The 18,678-nt window shown below is 67.7% G+C and carries 15 protein-coding genes and 2 pseudogenes; 10 read left to right on the forward strand and 7 right to left on the reverse strand.

Annotated elements, in window-relative coordinates; genetic code table 11:
* Window positions 1-88: 88 nt before the first annotated feature.
* The 5 genes from IB225_RS16730 to IB225_RS16750 all read left to right on the forward strand — a co-directional run bounded on the left by IB225_RS16730 (window position 89) and on the right by IB225_RS16750 (window position 4,959).
* Window positions 89-1,057 (forward strand): ABC transporter ATP-binding protein, encoded by a 969-nt coding sequence (locus IB225_RS16730; RefSeq protein ID WP_192312624.1) that lies wholly within the window; start codon window positions 89-91, stop codon window positions 1,055-1,057.
* On the forward strand, window positions 1,054-1,824 hold the full coding sequence (locus tag IB225_RS16735) for an ABC transporter permease (RefSeq protein ID WP_192312627.1): 771 nt from the start codon (window positions 1,054-1,056) through the stop codon (window positions 1,822-1,824). The genes IB225_RS16730 and IB225_RS16735 overlap by 4 nt, the downstream gene beginning before the upstream one ends.
* Window positions 1,824-2,753, forward strand: coding sequence for a 2-dehydropantoate 2-reductase (gene panE / locus IB225_RS16740; RefSeq protein ID WP_192312630.1), 930 nt, complete (start codon window positions 1,824-1,826; stop codon window positions 2,751-2,753). The genes IB225_RS16735 and panE overlap by 1 nt, the downstream gene beginning before the upstream one ends.
* A 94-nt stretch (window positions 2,754-2,847) precedes the next feature.
* Window positions 2,848-4,371 carry an OmpA family protein gene (locus tag IB225_RS16745; protein WP_225583920.1) on the forward strand — a complete coding sequence of 508 codons (1,524 nt, stop codon included), beginning with the start codon at window positions 2,848-2,850 and terminating at the stop codon, window positions 4,369-4,371.
* A 72-nt stretch (window positions 4,372-4,443) separates the two neighbouring features.
* Window positions 4,444-4,959: a hypothetical protein gene (locus IB225_RS16750; RefSeq protein ID WP_192312636.1), complete on the forward strand. Its 516-nt coding sequence runs from the start codon at window positions 4,444-4,446 to the stop codon at window positions 4,957-4,959.
* A gap of 12 nt (window positions 4,960-4,971) precedes the next feature.
* On the opposite strand, the gene IB225_RS16755 is transcribed toward IB225_RS16750, so the two are convergent.
* Window positions 4,972-5,769, reverse strand: a complete 798-nt coding sequence (locus tag IB225_RS16755; protein ID WP_192312639.1) for a TatD family hydrolase — start codon at window positions 5,767-5,769, stop codon at window positions 4,972-4,974.
* A 160-nt stretch (window positions 5,770-5,929) separates the two neighbouring features.
* On the opposite strand from IB225_RS16755, the pseudogene IB225_RS20650 reads away from it, so the two are divergent.
* The 3 genes and pseudogenes from IB225_RS20650 to IB225_RS16770 form a co-directional block, all read left to right on the forward strand.
* Window positions 5,930-6,619: pseudogene (locus IB225_RS20650) on the forward strand (DEAD/DEAH box helicase); the annotation flags it as partial.
* 174 nt (window positions 6,620-6,793) lie between these two features.
* Window positions 6,794-8,551 (forward strand): annotated as a pseudogene (gene hrpB / locus IB225_RS16765) (ATP-dependent helicase HrpB); the annotation flags it as partial.
* 114 nt (window positions 8,552-8,665) lie between these two features.
* Window positions 8,666-9,040, forward strand: a complete 375-nt coding sequence (locus tag IB225_RS16770) for a hypothetical protein (RefSeq protein ID WP_225583923.1) — start codon at window positions 8,666-8,668, stop codon at window positions 9,038-9,040.
* A 26-nt stretch (window positions 9,041-9,066) separates the two neighbouring features.
* Here the strand turns inward: IB225_RS16770 and IB225_RS16775 are convergent, their stop codons facing one another.
* Together IB225_RS16775 and IB225_RS16780 are read right to left on the reverse strand one after the other, a co-directional pair.
* The gene (locus IB225_RS16775) at window positions 9,067-9,603 is read right to left on the reverse strand and encodes a pseudouridine synthase (protein WP_192312642.1); all 537 of its coding nucleotides are present in this window, start codon (window positions 9,601-9,603) and stop codon (window positions 9,067-9,069) included.
* A 62-nt stretch (window positions 9,604-9,665) separates the two neighbouring features.
* Window positions 9,666-10,529: a class I SAM-dependent methyltransferase gene (locus IB225_RS16780; RefSeq protein WP_192312645.1), complete on the reverse strand. Its 864-nt coding sequence runs from the start codon at window positions 10,527-10,529 to the stop codon at window positions 9,666-9,668.
* Between the two features lie 143 nt (window positions 10,530-10,672).
* Between IB225_RS16780 and IB225_RS16785 the strand changes: the two genes are divergently transcribed.
* Window positions 10,673-11,701 (forward strand): NADP-dependent oxidoreductase, encoded by a 1,029-nt coding sequence (locus tag IB225_RS16785; RefSeq protein ID WP_192312648.1) that lies wholly within the window; start codon window positions 10,673-10,675, stop codon window positions 11,699-11,701.
* 10 nt (window positions 11,702-11,711) lie between these two features.
* Here the strand turns inward: IB225_RS16785 and IB225_RS16790 are convergent, their stop codons facing one another.
* Window positions 11,712-12,632, reverse strand: coding sequence for a hypothetical protein (locus IB225_RS16790; protein ID WP_192312650.1), 921 nt, complete (start codon window positions 12,630-12,632; stop codon window positions 11,712-11,714).
* Window positions 12,629-15,334: a bifunctional acetate--CoA ligase family protein/GNAT family N-acetyltransferase gene (locus IB225_RS16795; protein WP_192312652.1), complete on the reverse strand. Its 2,706-nt coding sequence runs from the start codon at window positions 15,332-15,334 to the stop codon at window positions 12,629-12,631. Before IB225_RS16795 ends, IB225_RS16790 begins: the two co-directional genes overlap by 4 nt.
* A gap of 81 nt (window positions 15,335-15,415) precedes the next feature.
* Between IB225_RS16795 and IB225_RS16800 the strand changes: the two genes are divergently transcribed.
* The gene (locus tag IB225_RS16800) at window positions 15,416-15,970 is read left to right on the forward strand and encodes a hypothetical protein (protein WP_192312654.1); all 555 of its coding nucleotides are present in this window, start codon (window positions 15,416-15,418) and stop codon (window positions 15,968-15,970) included.
* On the opposite strand, the gene aceK is transcribed toward IB225_RS16800, so the two are convergent.
* The gene (gene aceK / locus IB225_RS16805; protein WP_192312656.1) at window positions 15,967-17,676 is read right to left on the reverse strand and encodes a bifunctional isocitrate dehydrogenase kinase/phosphatase; all 1,710 of its coding nucleotides are present in this window, start codon (window positions 17,674-17,676) and stop codon (window positions 15,967-15,969) included. The genes IB225_RS16800 and aceK overlap by 4 nt on opposite strands.
* Before the next feature lie 29 nt (window positions 17,677-17,705).
* The gene (locus IB225_RS16810; RefSeq protein WP_192312658.1) at window positions 17,706-18,584 is read right to left on the reverse strand and encodes a LysR substrate-binding domain-containing protein; all 879 of its coding nucleotides are present in this window, start codon (window positions 18,582-18,584) and stop codon (window positions 17,706-17,708) included.
* Window positions 18,585-18,678 lie beyond the last annotated feature (94 nt).

Here is an 18,678-nt window from a genome sequence, read left to right on the forward strand (position 1 = left end):
CACTGTGTGGCCCGGGGCGGCCCCGGCGGGACGCCTATAATAAGCGCTCGCCCTCCCACCGCGCCCCCGCGCGCACCGCAAGGCTCCCATGGCGTCTCTTTCCGCGGCATCGGCCGCAACTCCCGCGCTGGCCATTTCCGACCTGCGCAAGGTCTACGACACCGGCGTACAGGCCCTCAAGGGCGTGTCGCTGCAGGTCGAACCCGGCGACTTCTTCGCCCTGCTCGGCCCCAACGGCGCCGGCAAGTCCACCCTGATCGGCATCGTCAGCTCGCTGGTGAACAAGAGCAGCGGCCAGGTCGGTGTGTTCGGCGTGGACATCGACCGCGACCGCGACGGCGCGATGCGCCTGCTCGGCCTCGTCCCGCAGGAAATCAACTTCAACATGTTCGAGAAGCCGCTCGACATCTGCGTGAACTACGCGGGTTTCTACGGCATCCCGCGCGCCGAGGCGCTGGTCCGCGCCGAAGAGGAACTCAAGCGCGCGCAGCTGTGGGAGAAGGCCAACGTCATGAGCCGCACGTTGTCCGGCGGCATGAAGCGCCGCCTGATGATCGCCCGCGCCATGATGACCCGGCCGAAGCTGCTGATCCTCGACGAGCCCACCGCCGGCGTCGATATCGAGATCCGCCGCGGCATGTGGAAGACGCTGAAGGAGATCAATGCGGCCGGCACGACCATCATCCTGACCACGCATTATCTGGAAGAGGCCGAAAGCCTCTGCCGCAACCTCGCCATCATCGACCACGGCGTGATCGTGGAGCAGGGCCCGATGCGCGCGCTGCTGGCCAAGCTGGACGTCGAAGGCTTCCTGTTCGACATCGACGGCGACCTGCCGGCGCAGCTGCCAGTGATCGAGGGCACCACCCTGGTCGCCACCGATGCGCATACGCTGGACCTGGACATGCCGCGCGCGATGGACCTCAACCGCGTGTTCGCCGCGCTCAACGATGCCGGCATCCGCGTGCGTTCGATGCGCACCAAGAGCAACCGCCTGGAGGAGCTGTTCGTGCGCATGACGGGCAATGGCGACGCCAACAAGGAGAAGGCGGCATGAGCCACCCGAACATGGTCGCGCTGGGCACGATCGTCCGCCGCGAAGTCGCCCGCATCCTGCGCATCTGGGGCCAGACCCTGGTGCCGCCGGCGATCACGATGACGCTGTACTTCCTGATCTTCGGTGGCCTGATCGGCAGCCAGATCCGCAACATGGGCGGCTACAGCTACATGGAGTTCATCGTGCCGGGGCTGGTGATGATGAGCATCATCCAGAACAGCTACGGCAACATCTCGTCCTCATTCTTCGGCGCCAAGTTCGGCCGCCACGTCGAGGAGTTGCTGGTCAGCCCGATGCCGAACTGGGTGATCCTGCTGGGCTACGTGGCCGGTGCCGTGCTGCGCGGCCTGATGGTGGGCGCCATCGTGCTGGTCATCGCGATGTTCTTCACCAAGGTGCGCGTCCCGCATCCGCTGGTGACCATCACCACCGTGCTGCTGGGCGCGACGATCTTCTCGCTGGCCGGCTTCGTCAACGCGGCGTACGCGAAGAAGTTCGACGACATCGCCATCGTGCCGACCTTCATCCTGACCCCGCTGACCTACCTGGGCGGCGTGTTCTATTCGGTGACGCTGCTGCCGCCATGGGCCGAGGCGCTGACCCATGCCAACCCGATCTTCTACATGGTCAACGCGTTCCGCTACGGCCTGCTGGGCACCAGCGACGTGCCGCTGTGGATCGCGTACGCGCTGATGCTGACCTTCGTCGTCGGCCTGGCCTCGCTCGGCCTGTGGCTGTTGAAGAAAGGCGTGGGGCTGCGCAGCTGATGCGGCTGCTCGTGCTCGGTGCCGGCGGAACCGGCGGTTATTTCGGCGGTCGCCTCGCGCAGGCCGGCATCGACGTCAGCTTCCTGGTGCGCCCTGCGCGTGCGGTGCTGCTGCGTGAACGCGGCCTGCGCATCCGCAGTCCGCTCGGTGACGCGGACCTGCCGGTGCAGGTGCTGACGGCCGATGAACTGGCGGACGCTGCTCCATTCGATCTGGTGCTGCTGAGTGCCAAGGCCTACGACCTGGACAGCGCGATGGACGCCATCGCGCCGGCCGTGGACGCAGGCGCACGCGTGCTGCCCGTGCTCAACGGCTTGCGTCATTACGATGCGCTGGATGCGCGCTTCGGTTTCGACCAGGTGCTGGGCGGTCTCTGTTTCATCAGTGCCGCGTTGGGTGCGGAGGGCGAGATCCTGCACCTGGGCAAGCCGGCGTCGATGACGTTCGGCGAGCGCGTCGGGCAGGCGCCGGATCCGCGCCTGCAGGCACTCGCCGCGGCCTGCGCGCAGGCCGGCATCGACCATCTGCATGCGCCCGACATCGCGCAGGCACAGTGGGTGAAGTACAGCTTCCTCACCGCGCTGGCGGCCGGCACCTGCGCGATGCGTGCGCCGATCGGCGTCATCGTGGCGGGCGAGGGCGGGGCGGAGTACATGACCGCGCTGCATGAGGAATGCCTCGCCGTGGCCGCCGCGTCCGGCCAGCCGGTGCCCGCGTCCGCGCAGGCGACCGCACGCGAGACGCTGACGGCAGCCGGATCGCCGATGAAGGCCTCGATGCTGCGCGACCTGGAAGCCGGCCAGCGCGTGGAAGCCGCGCACATCGTCGGCGATATGGTTCATCGCGCCACCGCGCACGGCATCGAAGTACCCCGCCTGCACGCCGCCTGGGTCCACCTGCAGGCGTACGAAGCGCAGCGCGCCGGCTGACCGCGCGCCAGCGGCGCGCTTCCACGGCTGCTGAACATCCATCGGTTACCCTCGCCGCTCCCCCAACACTCAGGAGCGAGGACGAATGCGGAGCATGATGCTGGCCACAGCCTGTGCCACGGCACTGGTGCTGTCGGCGTGCGGCAACAAGGATGCAGCCACCGGACCGGCGGCAACGGAGACACCGGCACCTGCGGATACGCCTGCGGCGACCGACGCGGCGACGCCGGCCCCGGCCGAGGGCACCGCCGGCGACACCCTGCTGGACAAGGAAGGAAATCCCGTCGCCCTCGTCCCCTTCGATCCCGCCAGCGTGCCGGTCAGCACGCAAGCGCTCGGCGACGATCTTCCGTTCTTCTCCATGCCGACCGGCTACGGGCCGGTCAATCGTGTCGAGCAGCGGGCGTACGCGCGCTTCCCGTTCCGCCTGGGCGATGGTTTGCACTGGGTCGAAGGCCCGAGCTGGAGCACCCGCATCGGCATCGATGACGACGTGGCGCCGGACAAGGAGTACTCCGCACTCGAACTGCGTCGCAATCTGGAGGCGGTGCTGGAACAGGCCGGCGCGAAGAAGGTGTTCGAAGGCCCGCTGAAGCGCGACGTCTATTACGGCACGCTGGAAGACGAGATCGGCGGCGGCTTCATCGATGCCGTCAACATGGGCGAAGACACGCCGACGCTGGTCTATGTGCTGCGCCAGGCCGATCGCACGGTGTGGATCCAGATGGCGATGGACGGCTATTCCACCGGCATGGCGATCGTGGAGGAACGTCCGTTCGTCGCGACCGCGCACTGGCAGGACGCGTTCCCGCACCTGGTGCCGCCGACGAACTACGAAGATGGCAACCGGCCCAGGCAGCGCGACTTCGATGCCTATCCGTTCTGGACCGGCACTGCATTCGAGAACGTGGAGGGCAAGACCTACGTCGCATCGATCAAGGCGAAGGAAGGCCAGCACTCGATGCATGAGGTACGGCGCAACCTGGAAGCGATGATGGCCGAGGCCGGCGCGACCAAGGTTTTCGATGGCCGCATCCCGAAAGACGCCGCCGAGAGCATCACCTTCGAACAGAAGAGCCCGTACAGCGATGGCACCAGCTTCGGCTGGGATGGTTACGACTCGCTGATCTACCGCGCCGACCTGCCCGATGGTCGCCAGGTCTGGGTACATGCGCGGCTGGAATACCTCAGCGCGGGCTGGGTCGTCGTCGAGCGCAAGGGCCTGGTGCAGACCGCCGCGCTGCTGCCGGCCGATGCGCTGAAGAAGCAGCTCGATACCAGCGGCCGCGTCGCGATCCAGGTCAACTTCGCCACCGACAAGGCCGACCTCCTGCCGGACTCCAAGCCGCAGCTGGACCAGGTGCTGGCACTGCTGAAGCAGGATTCGTCGCTGTCGCTGTCGGTCGAAGGCCACACCGACAACACCGGCACGGCGGAGCGCAATCGCACGCTGTCGACGGCGCGCGCGACCTCGGTGGTCGCGGCGCTGACCGGGCAGGGCATCGAGGCCAAGCGGCTGACGCCGGCCGGGTTCGGCCAGGACAAGCCGGTCGCCGACAACGGCACCGACGCGGGCCGCGCGAAGAACCGCCGCGTGGAGCTGGTGAAGAAGTCCTGACCCGGGCGGGCTTCACGCGGTACCGACGGGGACGGTCGCCATGCTGCGCCACCGTTCCCGTCGGATATCTCCATGAAGCATCTCAGCGCGGTGTTCCTGGTCGGCCATGTCGTCATCGTCGCGCTGTTCTTCCTGTGCGCACTGTCACTGGTCGTGTTGGCCGGCGGTGAGCTCTGGCACGGCATGCTGGCCGCGGGCCAGGACATCGGCCTGCGCCAGCGCTTCGACAGCCTGCTTGAGAGCATCGGCATGCTGACGATCGCCCTGGTGGCGCTGGAACTGGCGCAGACGGTGTTCGAGGAAGAGGTGCAGCGCGACGTCAAGGTCAGCGGCCCAACCCGCGTGCGCCGTTACCTGTCGCGCTTCCTCGTCGTCATCGTCATCGCGCTGTCGATCGAGACGCTGGTCGCGACCTTCGAACTGATGCACGAGGATCCGCGGCAGCTGCCGTACGTCATCGCGATCGGCGGTTCGGCGGCGCTGCTGCTGGTGGCGTGGGGCGTGTTCGTCCGTCTCAACCGCAGTGCGGAGGAACTCGAGCCCGAAGCGATGCAGCAGGCCAAGTCCGAGGACAGCAAGGTCGAGTGAGGGCGTGCCGCCCTACGCTGGTGTCGGCAAACGGAAGAACGCACGCGCCGTCGCTGTCGTCGCGGCGGCGGTGACCTCGATGTCCTCGCCGCGATCGCGGGCCAGCTCGGCGACGATGTGCGCCAGGTACATCGGTTCGTTGCGCCGGTGCGAGGGTTGCGGCTTCACCGTGCGTGGCAGCAGGTAGGGCGCGTCGGTCTCGATCATCAGCCGGTTCGCCGGGATGTTCTTCACCAGCTCGCGCAGGTGCAGGCCGCGGCGCTCGTCGCACAGCCAGCCGGTGATGCCGATATGCCAGTCCTGGTCCAGGCAGTCGAACAGTTCCTTCTTCGTGCCGGTGAAGCAGTGCACGACGGCGGGACCGAGCTTGCCGTCGAAGTTCTTCATCATCGCCACGAAGTCGTCGTGCGCGTCGCGCTGGTGCAGGAACAGCGGCTTGCCGGTGTCGACCGCGATCTGCAGCTGGCGCTCGAACGCCTTGCGCTGCGCCGGGCGCGGTGAGAAGTCACGGAAGTAGTCCAGCCCGCACTCACCGACCGCCACGACTTCGGGATGCGCATGCAGCGCGCGCATCTCGGCGTCGCACTCGTCGGTGTACTCGGTGGCGTGGTGCGGATGCACGCCCGCGGTGGCGAACAGCTCACCCGCATGCGCCTGTGCCAGTCGAAGTGCGGTGGGCGAGTGTTCGCGGCTGGCACCGGTCACCACCTGCTGCACCACGCCGGCTTCGCGCGCACGCTGCAATACCGCGTTGCGGTCGTGGTCGAAGCTTTCGTGGGTGAGGTTGGCGCCGATGTCGATGAGATCCATGGCGGGCATTTTAAGCCCTCTCGATCCAAGGCGGCAGCAATGTCAGGTGTGGGAGCGACGTCAGTCGCGAAAGACTGTCGGTGAAGCCCCATCGCGACTGACGTCGCTCCCACAGGAATTTTCATGATTCGCGCCGCGCAGGCCTTATCCTTTCCGCCGCATGCCGTCGCCCACGTTCCCGATCACCCCGCTGCTGCCGGACATCGTCCGCTCCCTGGCCGAGCACCCGCGCCTGGTGCTGGAAGCGCCGCCGGGCGCCGGCAAGACCACGCAGGTGCCGCTGGCCTTGCTGGACCAGCCGTGGTTGCAGGGCCGCAAGATCGTGATGCTGGAACCGCGCCGCGTGGCCGCGCGCGCCGCCGCGGGCTTCATGGCGAAACAGCGCGGCGAAGCCGTCGGCGGGACGGTCGGCTATCGAATCCGCTTCGAGAACAAGGTCGGTCCGGACACGCGGATCGAAGTGGTGACCGAGGGCATCCTGACCCGGATGATCCAGGACGACCCGATGCTGGAAGAGGTCGGCGCGATCCTGTTCGACGAATTCCACGAACGCCATCTCGCTAGTGATCTCGGCCTGGCGCTGGCGCTGGACGTACAGGCGCAGCTGCGCGAGGACCTGCGTCTGGTGGTGATGTCGGCCACGCTGGATGGCGAGAAGCTGGCGCGTTTCCTCGACGCGCCGCGCCTGAGCAGCGAGGGACGCAGTTATCCGGTGCAGGTCGCGCATTTCCCGGCGCGCCGCGACGAATCGCTGGAGGTACAGGTGCGGCGCGCGGTGGAGCACGCGGTGCAGTCGCATCCCGGCGACGTGCTGGTGTTCCTGCCAGGCCAGCGCGAGATCGCGCGTGTTGACGCGATGCTGAGCCCCTCTCCCGCCGGGAGAGGGGTTGGGGTGAGGGGCGACGAAGGACGCGATGGTTCCGGCAACACGTCTGCGCTCGCCCCTCATCCGCCCCCGGATCACGTCCGGGGCAGGCTCTCCGGGCACCTTCTCCCGAGGGGAGAAGGGAAGGAAAGTTTCGTGGTGCTGGCGCTGCACGGCGAACTGCCGGTCGAAAAGCAGTCCGAGGCGTTGCAGCCCGATCCGCAGGGCCGCCGTCGCGTGGTGCTGGCGACCAACGTGGCCGAATCGTCGGTGACGTTGCCCGGCGTGCGCGTGGTGATCGACAGCGGCCTCGCGCGCGAACCTTCGTACGATCCGAACAGCGGCTTCTCGCGGCTGGAAGTGACGAACATCTCGCAAGCCTCCGCCGACCAGCGTGCCGGTCGCGCGGGCCGTGTCGCCGACGGTTGGGCCTACCGGCTGTGGCCGCAGTCGCAGCGGCTCGATCCGCAGCGGCGGCCGGAGATCGCGCTGGTCGAACTCGGCGCGCTGGCGCTGGAGCTGGCCGCCTGGGGCAGCGACGCGCTGCGCTTCGTCGACGCACCGCCATCGGGCGCGATGAACGCTGCGCGCGACCTGCTGCGCCGGCTCGGCGCATTGACGAAATCGAATGCCATCACGCCGCTGGGCAAGCGGATGCTGGCGCTGGGCACGCATCCGCGACTGGCGGCGATGTTGCTGTCGGCGGGCGAGGGCGAGGACCGCGCGCTGGCTTGCGATCTCGCGGCGCTGGTCGAGGCACGCGATCCGCTGCGCATGGGCGGCGATGCGCTCGCGGCACGCTGGCGCGGGCTGGCGGCCTTCCGCACGGGACGCGCGCCGGGCGAAGCCAACCGCTCCGGACTGGCCGCCATCGACGCGGCATCAAAGCAGTGGCGCCGCCGTGTCCGTGAGAACGCGATGCCGCCGGCGTCGGTCGAGGCGCATCGCCTTGGCGACGTACTGATGCATGCGTTTCCCGACCGCATCGGCTTCCAGCATTCGCAGGACGCGCGCCGTTACCTGCTGGCGAACGGACGCAGCGCGAAGCTGTTCGACGACAGCGCGCTGTTCGGCGAACCCTGGATCGTCGTCAGCGAGTTGCGCCACGAGGCGCGCGATGCGCTGGTGCAGCGCGGTGCGCCCGTGGACGAACAGCGCCTGCGCCGCGACTTCGCCGACCGCTTCGTCACCGAGGACACGGTGCGCTGGGATGCGGCACGCCGCGCACTGGTGGCGCAACGCGAGTCGCGCTTCGACCAGATCGTGTTCGACGCGCGCCCCGCCGGCCGTGTCGATCCCGCGCTCGCCGCCGCCGCGTTGACCGATGCCGTACGCGACCTCGGACTGGACGCCTTGTCGTGGCCCGAGTCGCTGCAGCAGTGGCGTGAACGCGTGCGCTGCCTGCGCGACTGGATGCCGGACCTCGGTCTGCCGGATCTGTCGGACGAGGCGCTGATGGCGACGCTCGACGGCTGGCTGAAGCCTGCGTTTGCCGGCAAGACCCGGCTGGAGGCATTGGGCGAAGACGATCTGGCGAACGCCCTGAAGTCCGGCATGGACTGGTCGCTGCGCCAGCGCATCGACCAGCTGGCACCGACCCGCATCACCGTGCCCTCGGGCATGGAGCGCCGCATCGAGTACGCGCACGGGCAGCCGCCGGTGCTGGCAGTGAAGCTGCAGGAGCTGTTCGGCCTGGCCGACACCCCGCGCGTCGCCGATGGCCGCGTGCCGGTGCTGCTGCATCTGCTGTCGCCCGGTGGCAAGCCGCTGCAGGTCACCTCGGACCTGCGCAACTTCTGGAACTCGACCTACGCCGAGGTAAAGAAGGAGATGAAGGGGCGGTACCCGAAGCATCCTTGGCCGGACGACCCCTGGTCGGCACAGGCGACCCATCGAGCGAAACCTCGCGGCACGTAGTGGTTCGTCGCGTCCCGTTCAGCCATCGGCCAGCGCCAGGCCATCGAACTAACACCACGTAAACATCCCCGGCCGGACACTGGACTCCTACCCATCTTTCAGGGAAGACCCCCCATGAGCAAGCTGACCACCATCACCGACCGCGCGCTGGAACTGGCAAGCCAAGCGGGCAGCAGCATCAAGCATGCGGTTCCAAGCGCAGACAAGTTGTTGCAGACCGGCGCCGCGCTGGGTGTCGCCAAGACCGGTGGCAAGCTCGCGGTGAACTTCGTCCGGCGCAATCCCGCCGTCGCGGTCGCCACGGGCATCGGTGTCGGCCTGTTGGCGCTGGTGGCCTACCGCAAGCGCAAGCGCGACGCGGCGAACGGTCCGATCGAAGGCAAGTCGCGTCGCGTCGAAGCCCGCAAGGTCAACGGCAAGGCGTCCACCGCGCGCAAGACCGGCACGCCGCGCAAGCCGCGCAGCACCGCCCGTTCCACGGAAAGCTGATCTGCTTCAATCGTGCGCGCGCCGCATCAGAGCGCGCGCCACGCCCCGGGTGCCAGGTCACCCAGCTGCGTCCCGCCCAGGGCGGCACGCACCAGCCGCAGCGTCGGCAGGCCGACGGCCGCGGTCATGCGTCGTACCTGACGATTGCGGCCTTCGGTAATCGTCACCGACAACCATGCATCCGGCACGGTCTTGCGGAATCGCACCGGCGGATCGCGTGGCCATAGCGCCGGTGCAGGGTCCAGGCGCTCTATCTGTGCGGGCCGCGTCGGCCCGTCGTTCAACGCCACGCCACGACGCAGCGCATCGAGCTGCTCATCCGACGGCGTGCCTTCCACCATCACCCAGTACGTCTTCGGCTGCTTGTGGCGCGGATCGGTCAACCGGTTCGCCAGCGTGCCATCGTCGGTCAGCAGCAGTAGACCCTCGCTGTCGTAATCCAGCCGGCCCGCCGCATACACGTTCGGCGGCAGACCGAACTCCGCCAGCGTCCGCCGCGGCGGCTCGCTGCGGTCGGTGAACTGGCAGAGCACGTTGAAGGGCTTGTTGAACGCGATCAGCATGGAAGCTCGGGGAACGGCAACGCCACACCCCGGTGGAGTGTGGCGTCATCGCAACGACATGATCAGTGGTGTGGCTTCACGAACCGCAGCGTCATGCGGTCGCTCTCGCCGATCGCCTGGTACTTCGCACGCTCGGCTTCCGGATGGTTGTTGGACGGCGGCAGCGTCCATACGCCGTTCGCGTAGTCCTTGGTGTCCTTCGGATTCGCGTTGACCTGGCTCTTCGCCTCCAGCTGGAAGCCAGCGGCCTCGGCCAGCGCGATCACCTGTGCCTCGCTGACGTAGCCGGTGTCATCGTCGGCCGCGACATCCTGGTTGGCACGGTGTTCCACCACGCCCAGCACGCCGCCCGGCTTCAGCACGGCGAAGAAGCCCTTGAACATGCCTTCGGCCTGGCTGGCCTTGCGCCAGTTGTGCACGTTGCGGAAGGTCAGCACCACATCGGCCGATCCGGGCGCACCGAACACCGGTGCCGACGGATCGTATTTCACCGTGGTCGCCTTGTCGTACTGCGCGGGGCCATCGGTGAACTTCTTCTGCAGCCCGTCAACGCCGCGCTGGTAGTAGTTGCGGCTCTTCTCGGCCACGCTGGCCGGGTCGACCACGGCGGCGACATAGGTGCCGCCGGCTTTCAGGTACGGCGCGAGGATTTCGGAGTACCAGCCACCGCCCGGCGTGATTTCGACCACGGTCTGCGTCGGCTTCACGCCGAAGAACGACAACGTCTCCTTCGGGTGGCGGTAGATGTCGCGCGCCGCATTCTTCGGATCGCGCCATTCGCCCTTCAGCGCAGTGTCGAGCGCCGCGGCATCGGCGGCGGGCAGGGTCTGCGCGGCGGGTGCGGGCTTGGCAGGCGATGCGGCGAACGCCGGTTGCGCGGCGGCGAGTGCGGCCACGACGGCCAGAGAAAGCGAAATGCGAGTCATGCGTCAGCCCTCCAGAAAGGTGCGCGGAGCCTAGCACGCGGCATGTTCAGCCGGCATGGCAGTCGCCGCGGGTCCGGCACGCTTCACCGCATCCGCAACTGCGGTGGCTAGACTGCAGAGATCGACGATATCGGAGACAACGCATGGGCAGCCACGACGCAGACCACACCACCCGCATCGTGCTCGCCGCGCGCCCGCAGGGCGAACCGGTGGCCGACGACTTCCGCATCGAACAGGCGCCGATGCCAGCGCCTGCCGATGGCCAGGTCCTGTTGCGCAACCGCTATCTGTCGCTGGACCCGTACATGCGCGGTCGCATGAACGCCGGACGTTCGTACGCCAAGCCGGTGGAGATTGGCGAAGTGATGGACGGTGGCACGGTGTCGGAAGTGATCGATTCGCGGCATCCCGACCTTCAGGTCGGCGACATCGTGTTGGCGCACGGCGGCTGGCAGACGCATGCCATCGCCGACGGCAGGACGCTGAAGCGCAAGCTCGACGCCAGCATCGCACCGCTGACGACGGCGCTGGGCGTCTACGGGATGCCGGGTTTCACGGCCTATGTAGGCCTGCACGAGATCGGCAAGCCCAAGGCCGGTGAAACCGTCGTGGTGGCCGCGGCCAGTGGACCGGTGGGCGCGACGGTCGGCCAGATCGCGAAGCTGCAGGGCGCCCGCACCGTCGGCATCGCAGGCGGCGAGCGGAAGCGCGCCTACCTGCAGGACGAACTGGGCTTCGATGTGGCACTGGACCATCGTGCGCCGGATTTCGCCGCGCAGCTGCGTGCGGCATGTCCGGACGGCATCGACGTCTATTTCGAGAACGTCGGTGGCGCCGTGTTCGATGCGGTCGTGCCGTTGCTCAACGACTTCGCCCGCATTCCGGTCTGTGGCCTGGTCGCGCACTACAACGACAAGGCGCTGCCGTCCGGGCCCGACCGGATGCCGTGGTTGATGAGCCAGATCCTGACCCGCCACCTGACGGTGCGCGGCTTCATCCAGCACGACTTCATCGCGCTGTACCCGCAGTTCCTGCGGGAGATGGGCGGCTGGCTCGCGGAAGGGAAGATCCGTTACCGCGAGGACCTGGTCGAAGGGCTGGAGAACGCGCCGCGTGCGTTGATCGGCCTGCTGCGCGGGGAGAATTTCGGCAAGGTGGTGGTGAAGCTCTGAAGGTCGCTACTCAGCGCTCGATACCGTTCTCGGCTTCGTACTTCTGCATCGTCGCGATGGCGTCCAGCAGGTACGTGTACCAGGCTTTCTCGATCTCCTCGACGGGACCGATCAGGCGCTCGAAGTCGGCTGTCGACGCGCCGCGCGCGAGCAGCTGCTTGTAAGCCGCGGCATACCTGCCGTTCTCGTAATGGAACAGGAAGTGCGTCAGGCCCCAGTAGTGCAGGTAGTAGAGATTGACGTGCTGGTTGATGTCCGGCCCCTGCCCCTCCAGCAGGGCGCGTAACGGAATGAAGCGGACAGCCGCGACGTCCGCCTGCAGACTGCCCGTCAGCTCCATGCGCGAGAGCCACCAGATCGGGTACGTGTCGGGATCGCTGCGACCCGGCGTCAGCACACCGTCCTCCAGCCAGCTTGCGCCCAGGTAGCTGGCGACGCCTTCATTGGCCCACGCAGGCAAGCGCCAACCCGCGACTTCAGTGTTCAACTGGTGCACGGCCTCGTGCAGCATCCAGTGGTGCGGATTCTCCTTTCCATCGCCGCCGTAGTACGCGTAGCACGCCGGTCGCAGGTAGTACGCCTCGGCCCACGGACGGCTGCGGTTGTTGCGCTGAAACTCCTCGCGATCGGCATACAGCACCAGCGTGAGTGGCCGGGAAGAGGGCCGCACCTGGTCCGCGAACAGGGTCATGTACGCGGTGTGCAGGCTTTCGACCGCATCCGTGACCTGCCGTGTCTGTGCCGGCGTGGCGGTACTGTGGACACGATAGTGCGACGTTTCCAGCAGCGTGGCCGTGGCGGGAATGCGTGCGACGGAGACAGGAGCAGCGACGGATGCAGGCGCGGGGCGTGCACGCTGCCACACGAGGACGCCGCCGATCAGCGCCAGCGATGCCAGCGTGGCGGTGACGAGGATGGCGCGTCGTGTCATGTTGCCGGCGGCACCGGCAGGCTGACATTCATCAGCGTGGGATCATCCGGATCCAGCTTCACCGCGAAGCCGAGGCTTTCGCACATCGCCAGCATGGTGCGGTTCTCGCGCAGCACCTGGCCTTCGATGACTTTCAGGCCTTGCCACTGCGCATATTCGATCATGATCTGCATCAGTTTCCAGCCGATGCCATGGCCCTTGAGATCCGAGCGCACGAGGATGCCGTACTCGCCCTTCTCGTAGTTCGCATCCGCATGCAGGCGCACCGCGCCCAGCATCTCGTGCGTGTCCGGATGCACGGCGACCAGCGCGATAGAGCGCGCGTAGTCGAGCTGGGTCAGCCGGGCGATGAACTCGTGACTGAAGTGGCGCACCGACTGGAAGAAGCGCAGGCGCAGGTCTTCGTCGGTGATGTGGGTGAAGAACTCGCGGAACATCGCATCGTCTTCCGGTCGTACCGGCCGCACCAGCGCGGGCTGGCCGTCGGCGAGCGGGATGGTGCGCTCCCACTCCGTGGGATACGGGAAGATCGCGAAGCGCGGATGGCCGCGGCCCTTGTGCAGCGCACGTCCACGCGCGACTGCGATGCGGGCGTCCACCGCCACCACGCCGTCGCGATCGGCCAGCAGCGGGTTGATGTCGAGCTGCTGGATCTCGGGGATATCGGCGGCCAGCTGCGCCAGCTTCACCAGCACCAGCGCGACGGCGCGCTCGTCGGCCGCGGGGACGTCGCGATATGCCTTCAAGACCCGCGACACCCGCGTACGTGCGATCAGTTCGTGTGCCAGGCGCAGGTCCAGCGGTGGAAGCGCGACGGCCTGGTCGTTGATGACCTCGACTGCCGTGCCACCACGGCCGAACGCAATGACCGGGCCGAACACCGGATCGTCGGCGATGCCTGCGATCAGTTCGCGCGCCTTCGGGCGCAGCAGCGTCGGTTGTACCAGCACGCCTTCGATGCGGGCTTCCGGCCGCCGCTCTCGTGCGCGCTGCAGGATGCCGGCGGCGGCTTCGCGTACGGCGTTGGCGTTGGGCAGGTTGAGGCGAACCCCATCGACATCCGACTTGTGCGGAATATCGGGCGACAGGATCTTCACCGCCACCGTCGCGCCTTCGGCCAGCAACGGTGCGGCGATGCGCGCGGCATCGTCGGCATCTTCCGCGCGCCACACCGGCGCCATCGGGATGCCGTACGCCGCCAGCAGCTGTGTGGTGGCGAGCGGATCCAGCCACGTCTGGCCGGCGTCGAGCGCGGCATCGACCAGCGCGCGCGCGGTGGCGACGTCCGGACTGAAATCCTCCGGCAGGCTGGGCGGCGTCTCCATCAGCGCGGCCTGCACCTCGCGATGGCGGACCAGGTGCATGAAGCCGGCGACCGCGTCGGACTCGTTCGGATAACGCGGGATCTGCGCGGCATCGAGCACGGCTTCGGCCTGCGGATCGTTGCCCAGCCAGACGGTGAAGACCGGCTTGCGTGCGCTGTGCGCCGGTCGCTGCGAGAGCACGCGCGTCACGGCATGCGCGGCTTCCGACGACGACGACAGCACGGTTGGTACGTTGACCGCCAGTAGCGCGTCGTTCTCCGGGTCGGCCAGCAGCGCCTCGATGGTGGCGGCGTAGCGCTCCGCATCGATGTCGGTGAGCAGGTCGACCGGATTCGTGCGCGACCAGCCTACCGGCAGGATCTTGTCGAGCGCATCACGCGTGGCATCCGACAGCGTCGCCAGCGTGCCGCCCTGTTCGTAGAGATGATCGACGGACAGCGCGCCAACACCGCCACCGTTGGTGAGGATCGCCAGGCGGCGGCCGTTGAACGGCCGTACCTGGCCGAGCGTGCGTGCGGCAGCGAAGAGTTCGTGCAGCGAACGCACGCGCAACAAGCCGGCGCGACGGAATGCAGCGCCGTACACCGCGTTGGGTCGCGCCAGGTTCTGCGTGTGGGTACTGCCAGCCGGTGTGACCTGCGCGCGACCACTGTGTCCGGACTTCACCACGACGACCGGCTTGGTACGTGCTGCCGCACGCGCGGCCGACATGAACTTGCGCGCGTCACGGATCGCTTCCACGTACAGCAGGATCGCGCGCGTGCGGTGGTCGGTGGCGAAATAGTCCAGCAGGTCGGCGAAGTCGACATCCAGCGCATCGCCCAGCGATACCACGGCGGAGAAGCCGACCGGCTGGCTCATGCTCCACTCGACCAAGCCGCCGGAAATGGCGCCCGACTGCGAAATCAACGCGAGGTCGCCGGCTTTCGGGAAACGGCTGGCGAGGCTGGCATTGAGGCGCGCGTGCGGCGCGATCACGCCCAGGCAGTTTGGCCCCAACACGCGCAGGCCTTTCTCGCGCGTCAGCGCTTCAAGCTGTGCTGCGGGTGATCCGGGTCCGCTGCCCATCGCTGCGGTCAGCACCACTACAGCGCCAGCACCTTTCTCCGCCGCCTCGGCCGCGAGTTGCGGCACGGTCGCAGCGGGCGTCGCGATCACCACCAGATCCGGCGTCCACGGCAGATCGCGCAGATGGCGCACGGTGGCCACGCCATCCATCGGCGTCGGGTGCTTGTTCACCAGCCCGATCTGGCCCTCGAAGCCACCGGCGAGCAGGTTCTCCACCACCGCACGACCCACCGAACGCGGACGCGACTGGCTGCCGACGACCGCCACCGCACGCGGCCGGAAGATCGAGTTGAGGCGGTAGGTGCTCATGCGGCGCTAGGATACCTCTCAGGACTGACCTGGGATCGAGAAAGGACGACGATGCGCGCGATAGGGAAGTTGCTGGCGGTCATGGCGCTGGTTGTCGCCATACTGATCCTGTTCCGCTTTGCGATGCTCATCGCCACGACGTTCCATCCTTCGCTGGCCGCGCAGGTCCTCGCCGCCGTGCTGTCGATATCCGTCACTGCTTACCTTTACCTGCGGCACCGGCGTGCGGTGGCGCGGAAGAAGACGTCCTACTTCTCCCGGTCGCTTGCCATTCCCGTCTGGCTGTTCGTGCCATTGGTCGGCGCATTCGGGTACTTCATGCTTGCGTATGCGGGCTTCGCCTTGTTGTCTCCCGTTCTCGCCGATCCGCAGGTGCGCAAGGCTGTCGTGGTCGTGGTCGTGGTCGATGCGCACTACAACAACGGGATCTCCCGCCGGGGACGCTCCCGGGGCGAGGGGTGCACGCACCTGGCAGCAGATGTTCATGTGGATACGGGCCGGGTGATCCGGATGGCGCAATGCGTGGGAAGACGTGGCGGCATTCCGGCGGCCCGAAAAAGTGTGGTCTGGGTGCATACGCTCGAGTCGTTCCTCGGCGTCACCACGGTGGGCATCCAGATGCCCAAACACCCCTAGGCCAGCTTCAACGTATCCGGATAAGGCGCAGTATCCGGGTAATCGCCGGCGGCGAGATGCGACTGAAGGTCGCGCCACCACGCCGGCCGGAACAGGTCGCCATGTGCCGCCTTCAAGGCTTTCGCCTGCAGGTCGGGCAAGCCGAGGAACTGCGGGAAGCGCTCGGGAAACACGTCGCCGGCGTCCACATGGAACCACGGCCCATCCGCCATCTGTTCCTCGTACGTGGCCGGTTGCGGCCAGTCGCGGAAGCGGCAGTCGGCGACCAGGCGCAGCTCGTCGTAGTCGTAGAACACCACGCGGCCATGGCGCGACACACCGAAGTTCTTCAGCAGCATATCGCCGGGGAAGATGTTGTTGCGCGCCATATCCTTGATCGCCTGGCCGTAGTCGAGCGCGGCCGCGCGGGCGGCGTCGGCCTTCTGCTCGCGCAGGTACAGGTTCAACGGCCGCAGGCGGCGCTGCACGTAGCAGAGATGGATGACCAGGTCGTCGCCGTCCTCGCTGAGGCTCTGGCCGCAACTCGTGCGCAGTTCGTCCAGCAGTTCGGGAGCGAAGCGCGCACGCGGAAAGCGCAGGAATCGGAACGCCTGCGTGTCCAGCAGCCGGCCGACGCGATCCAGATGGAACACCAGGTCGTACTTGTCTTCCACGTCCTGCCGGCTCATCGCCTTCGGATAGGCGAAGCGGTCGCGGATCACCTTGAACACCAGCGGGTAGCTGGGCAGGGTGAACACCGCCATCACCATGCCAGGCGTGCCTTCGGCATGCACCAGCCGTTCGTCCGGATGCGCATGGAAGTGGTGGAAGAAGGTGCGATAGCGCTCGGTCTTGCCTTGCTTGGCGCGGCCCAGCACGGTGTAGATCTCGTCGATCGGCTTGCCGGGCAGCAGCGAACGCAGGAACACCACCGCATCGCCGACCGTGGTCAGGTCGGCGTGGAAGTAGCTGCGCGAGGTGCCGAACAGGTGCGCCACGTCGCCGCGATGGGTCAGTACGGCTTCGGCCTTCAATTGGCCGCCGTCATTGACCAGCGCGATGACGCAGGGCGAGAAACGATGTTCGCCGAACACGCGACCCACCAGGTAGGCGCGACGTTCGCGGTAGAACACGGTGTCCAGCAACTCGATGCCGCGCACCGGGTTCGCACCCCAATGCGCCAGGTCGTCCTGCAGGCGCACCGCGATGGCGGCGGCGCAGCGCGTGCGGTGCGCGTAGGGCACGCCGAAGCCATAGTCGGCCAGTACGCGGGCGAAAGTATCGGTGGGCCGCTGCTCGGAGACCGCATAGCTGTGCCGCGCGACCGGGTGGGTGATGGCGTCGGTCGGTTCCACGTCCAGCGCCACGAACTCCAGCGCGGGGTCCACGCCACGGGTCCGGAAGAACCGCCGGCTGAGCGTGTTGTAGAACGTCTTGTACAGCTCGCGGTCGATCTGCCCGGCGATCATCTGGTCGAAGGCGGCACGGGCCGCGATCCACGGTTCGCGATCGTGCGCGCGACCGAGCAGGGAAGACTGCAGGCGCAGGGCGCATTCGGCGATGCACTGGTCGTACAGCTCGATGCGCTCCACGGCATCGGCGCGCGCGCCGGCCCAGTCCATCGTTTCGAACCGGGTCTTGGCGCGTCGCGTGATCTCCGCGAAGCGCGCGTGGTAGTCCGCGAAGGCGTCGTGGATCAGCCGGGCGATGGCATCGGGATGGACCATGGGGCGATGTTAGCGGTGGCGCGCTGGAGTCATCGCTCCACCGCGATGCCGGCCTGTTCCAGCAACCAGCCACGGACCTTGCGGAAGCCGGGATGCGACAGGCTGCGCTCCGGATACACCAGATAATGCGCGAAGTCCGCCTGCAGGCGTTTCTTCGTCAGCGTCACCAGGCGGCCGGCCTTCACCAGCGGCTCGGCCAGCGTCCAGCGCGCCAGCGCCACGCCGACGCCCTGCGCCGCGGCCTGGTGCAGCGTCTCGGTGTCGTCGAACTGGGCCACGTAGCGCGCCGGTGCCTGCCCGCCGAAATGCTCGAACCAGTCCTTCCAGCGGTTCGCCGGATCGCCGAGCAGCGGCAGCTTCGCCATCTGGTCGGGTGCCGGTTTGCCGTGCTTCTTGACCAGCGCGGGGCTGGCCACCGGCGTGATCCATTCGTGGAACAGGAACTCGGCGTGCACGTTCGGCCAGCGACCGCCGCCGAGGCGCAGTGCCAAGTCCACCGGTTCGCGCTCGAAATCGACCACGTGCGTGCTCGACTGCAGGTTGAGGCCCAGCTCGGGATGCGCGGCGAGGAACGCGGGCAGCCGCGGAACCAGCCACGCCGTCGCCATCGACGGAATGAGGCTGAGCGTCACCGTGTGGTCGTTGCGCAGCGTGGCGCGCCGCAGGGCGTGGTCGATGGTGTCGAGCGGCCCGGAGATCGCATCGAACAGGCGTTGGCCATCCGGCGTCAGTTCCACGCCGCGCGGACCGCGCGCCAGCAGCTTGTGGCCCAGCCGTTGCTCGAGCAGCCGCATGCGATGGCTCAGTGCGCTGACGGTCAGGTGCATGGCTTCCGCCGCACGCGTCAGGTTGCGCAGGCGGGCGGCCGTGACGAAGGCGTCCACCTGGTCCAGCGGCAGCCGGCTCATCTTGAATCCACCTCAAGGCTGGGTTGCGGAGCTTTCGCTTTTTCGGTGCCGATGATGCGCCTACCTTGGTACTCGTTCAAGCCGGACACCGGCG

The sequence above is a fragment of the Pseudoxanthomonas sp. PXM02 genome, from assembly GCF_014851805.1.
GTDB lineage: Bacteria > Pseudomonadota > Gammaproteobacteria > Xanthomonadales > Xanthomonadaceae > Pseudoxanthomonas_A.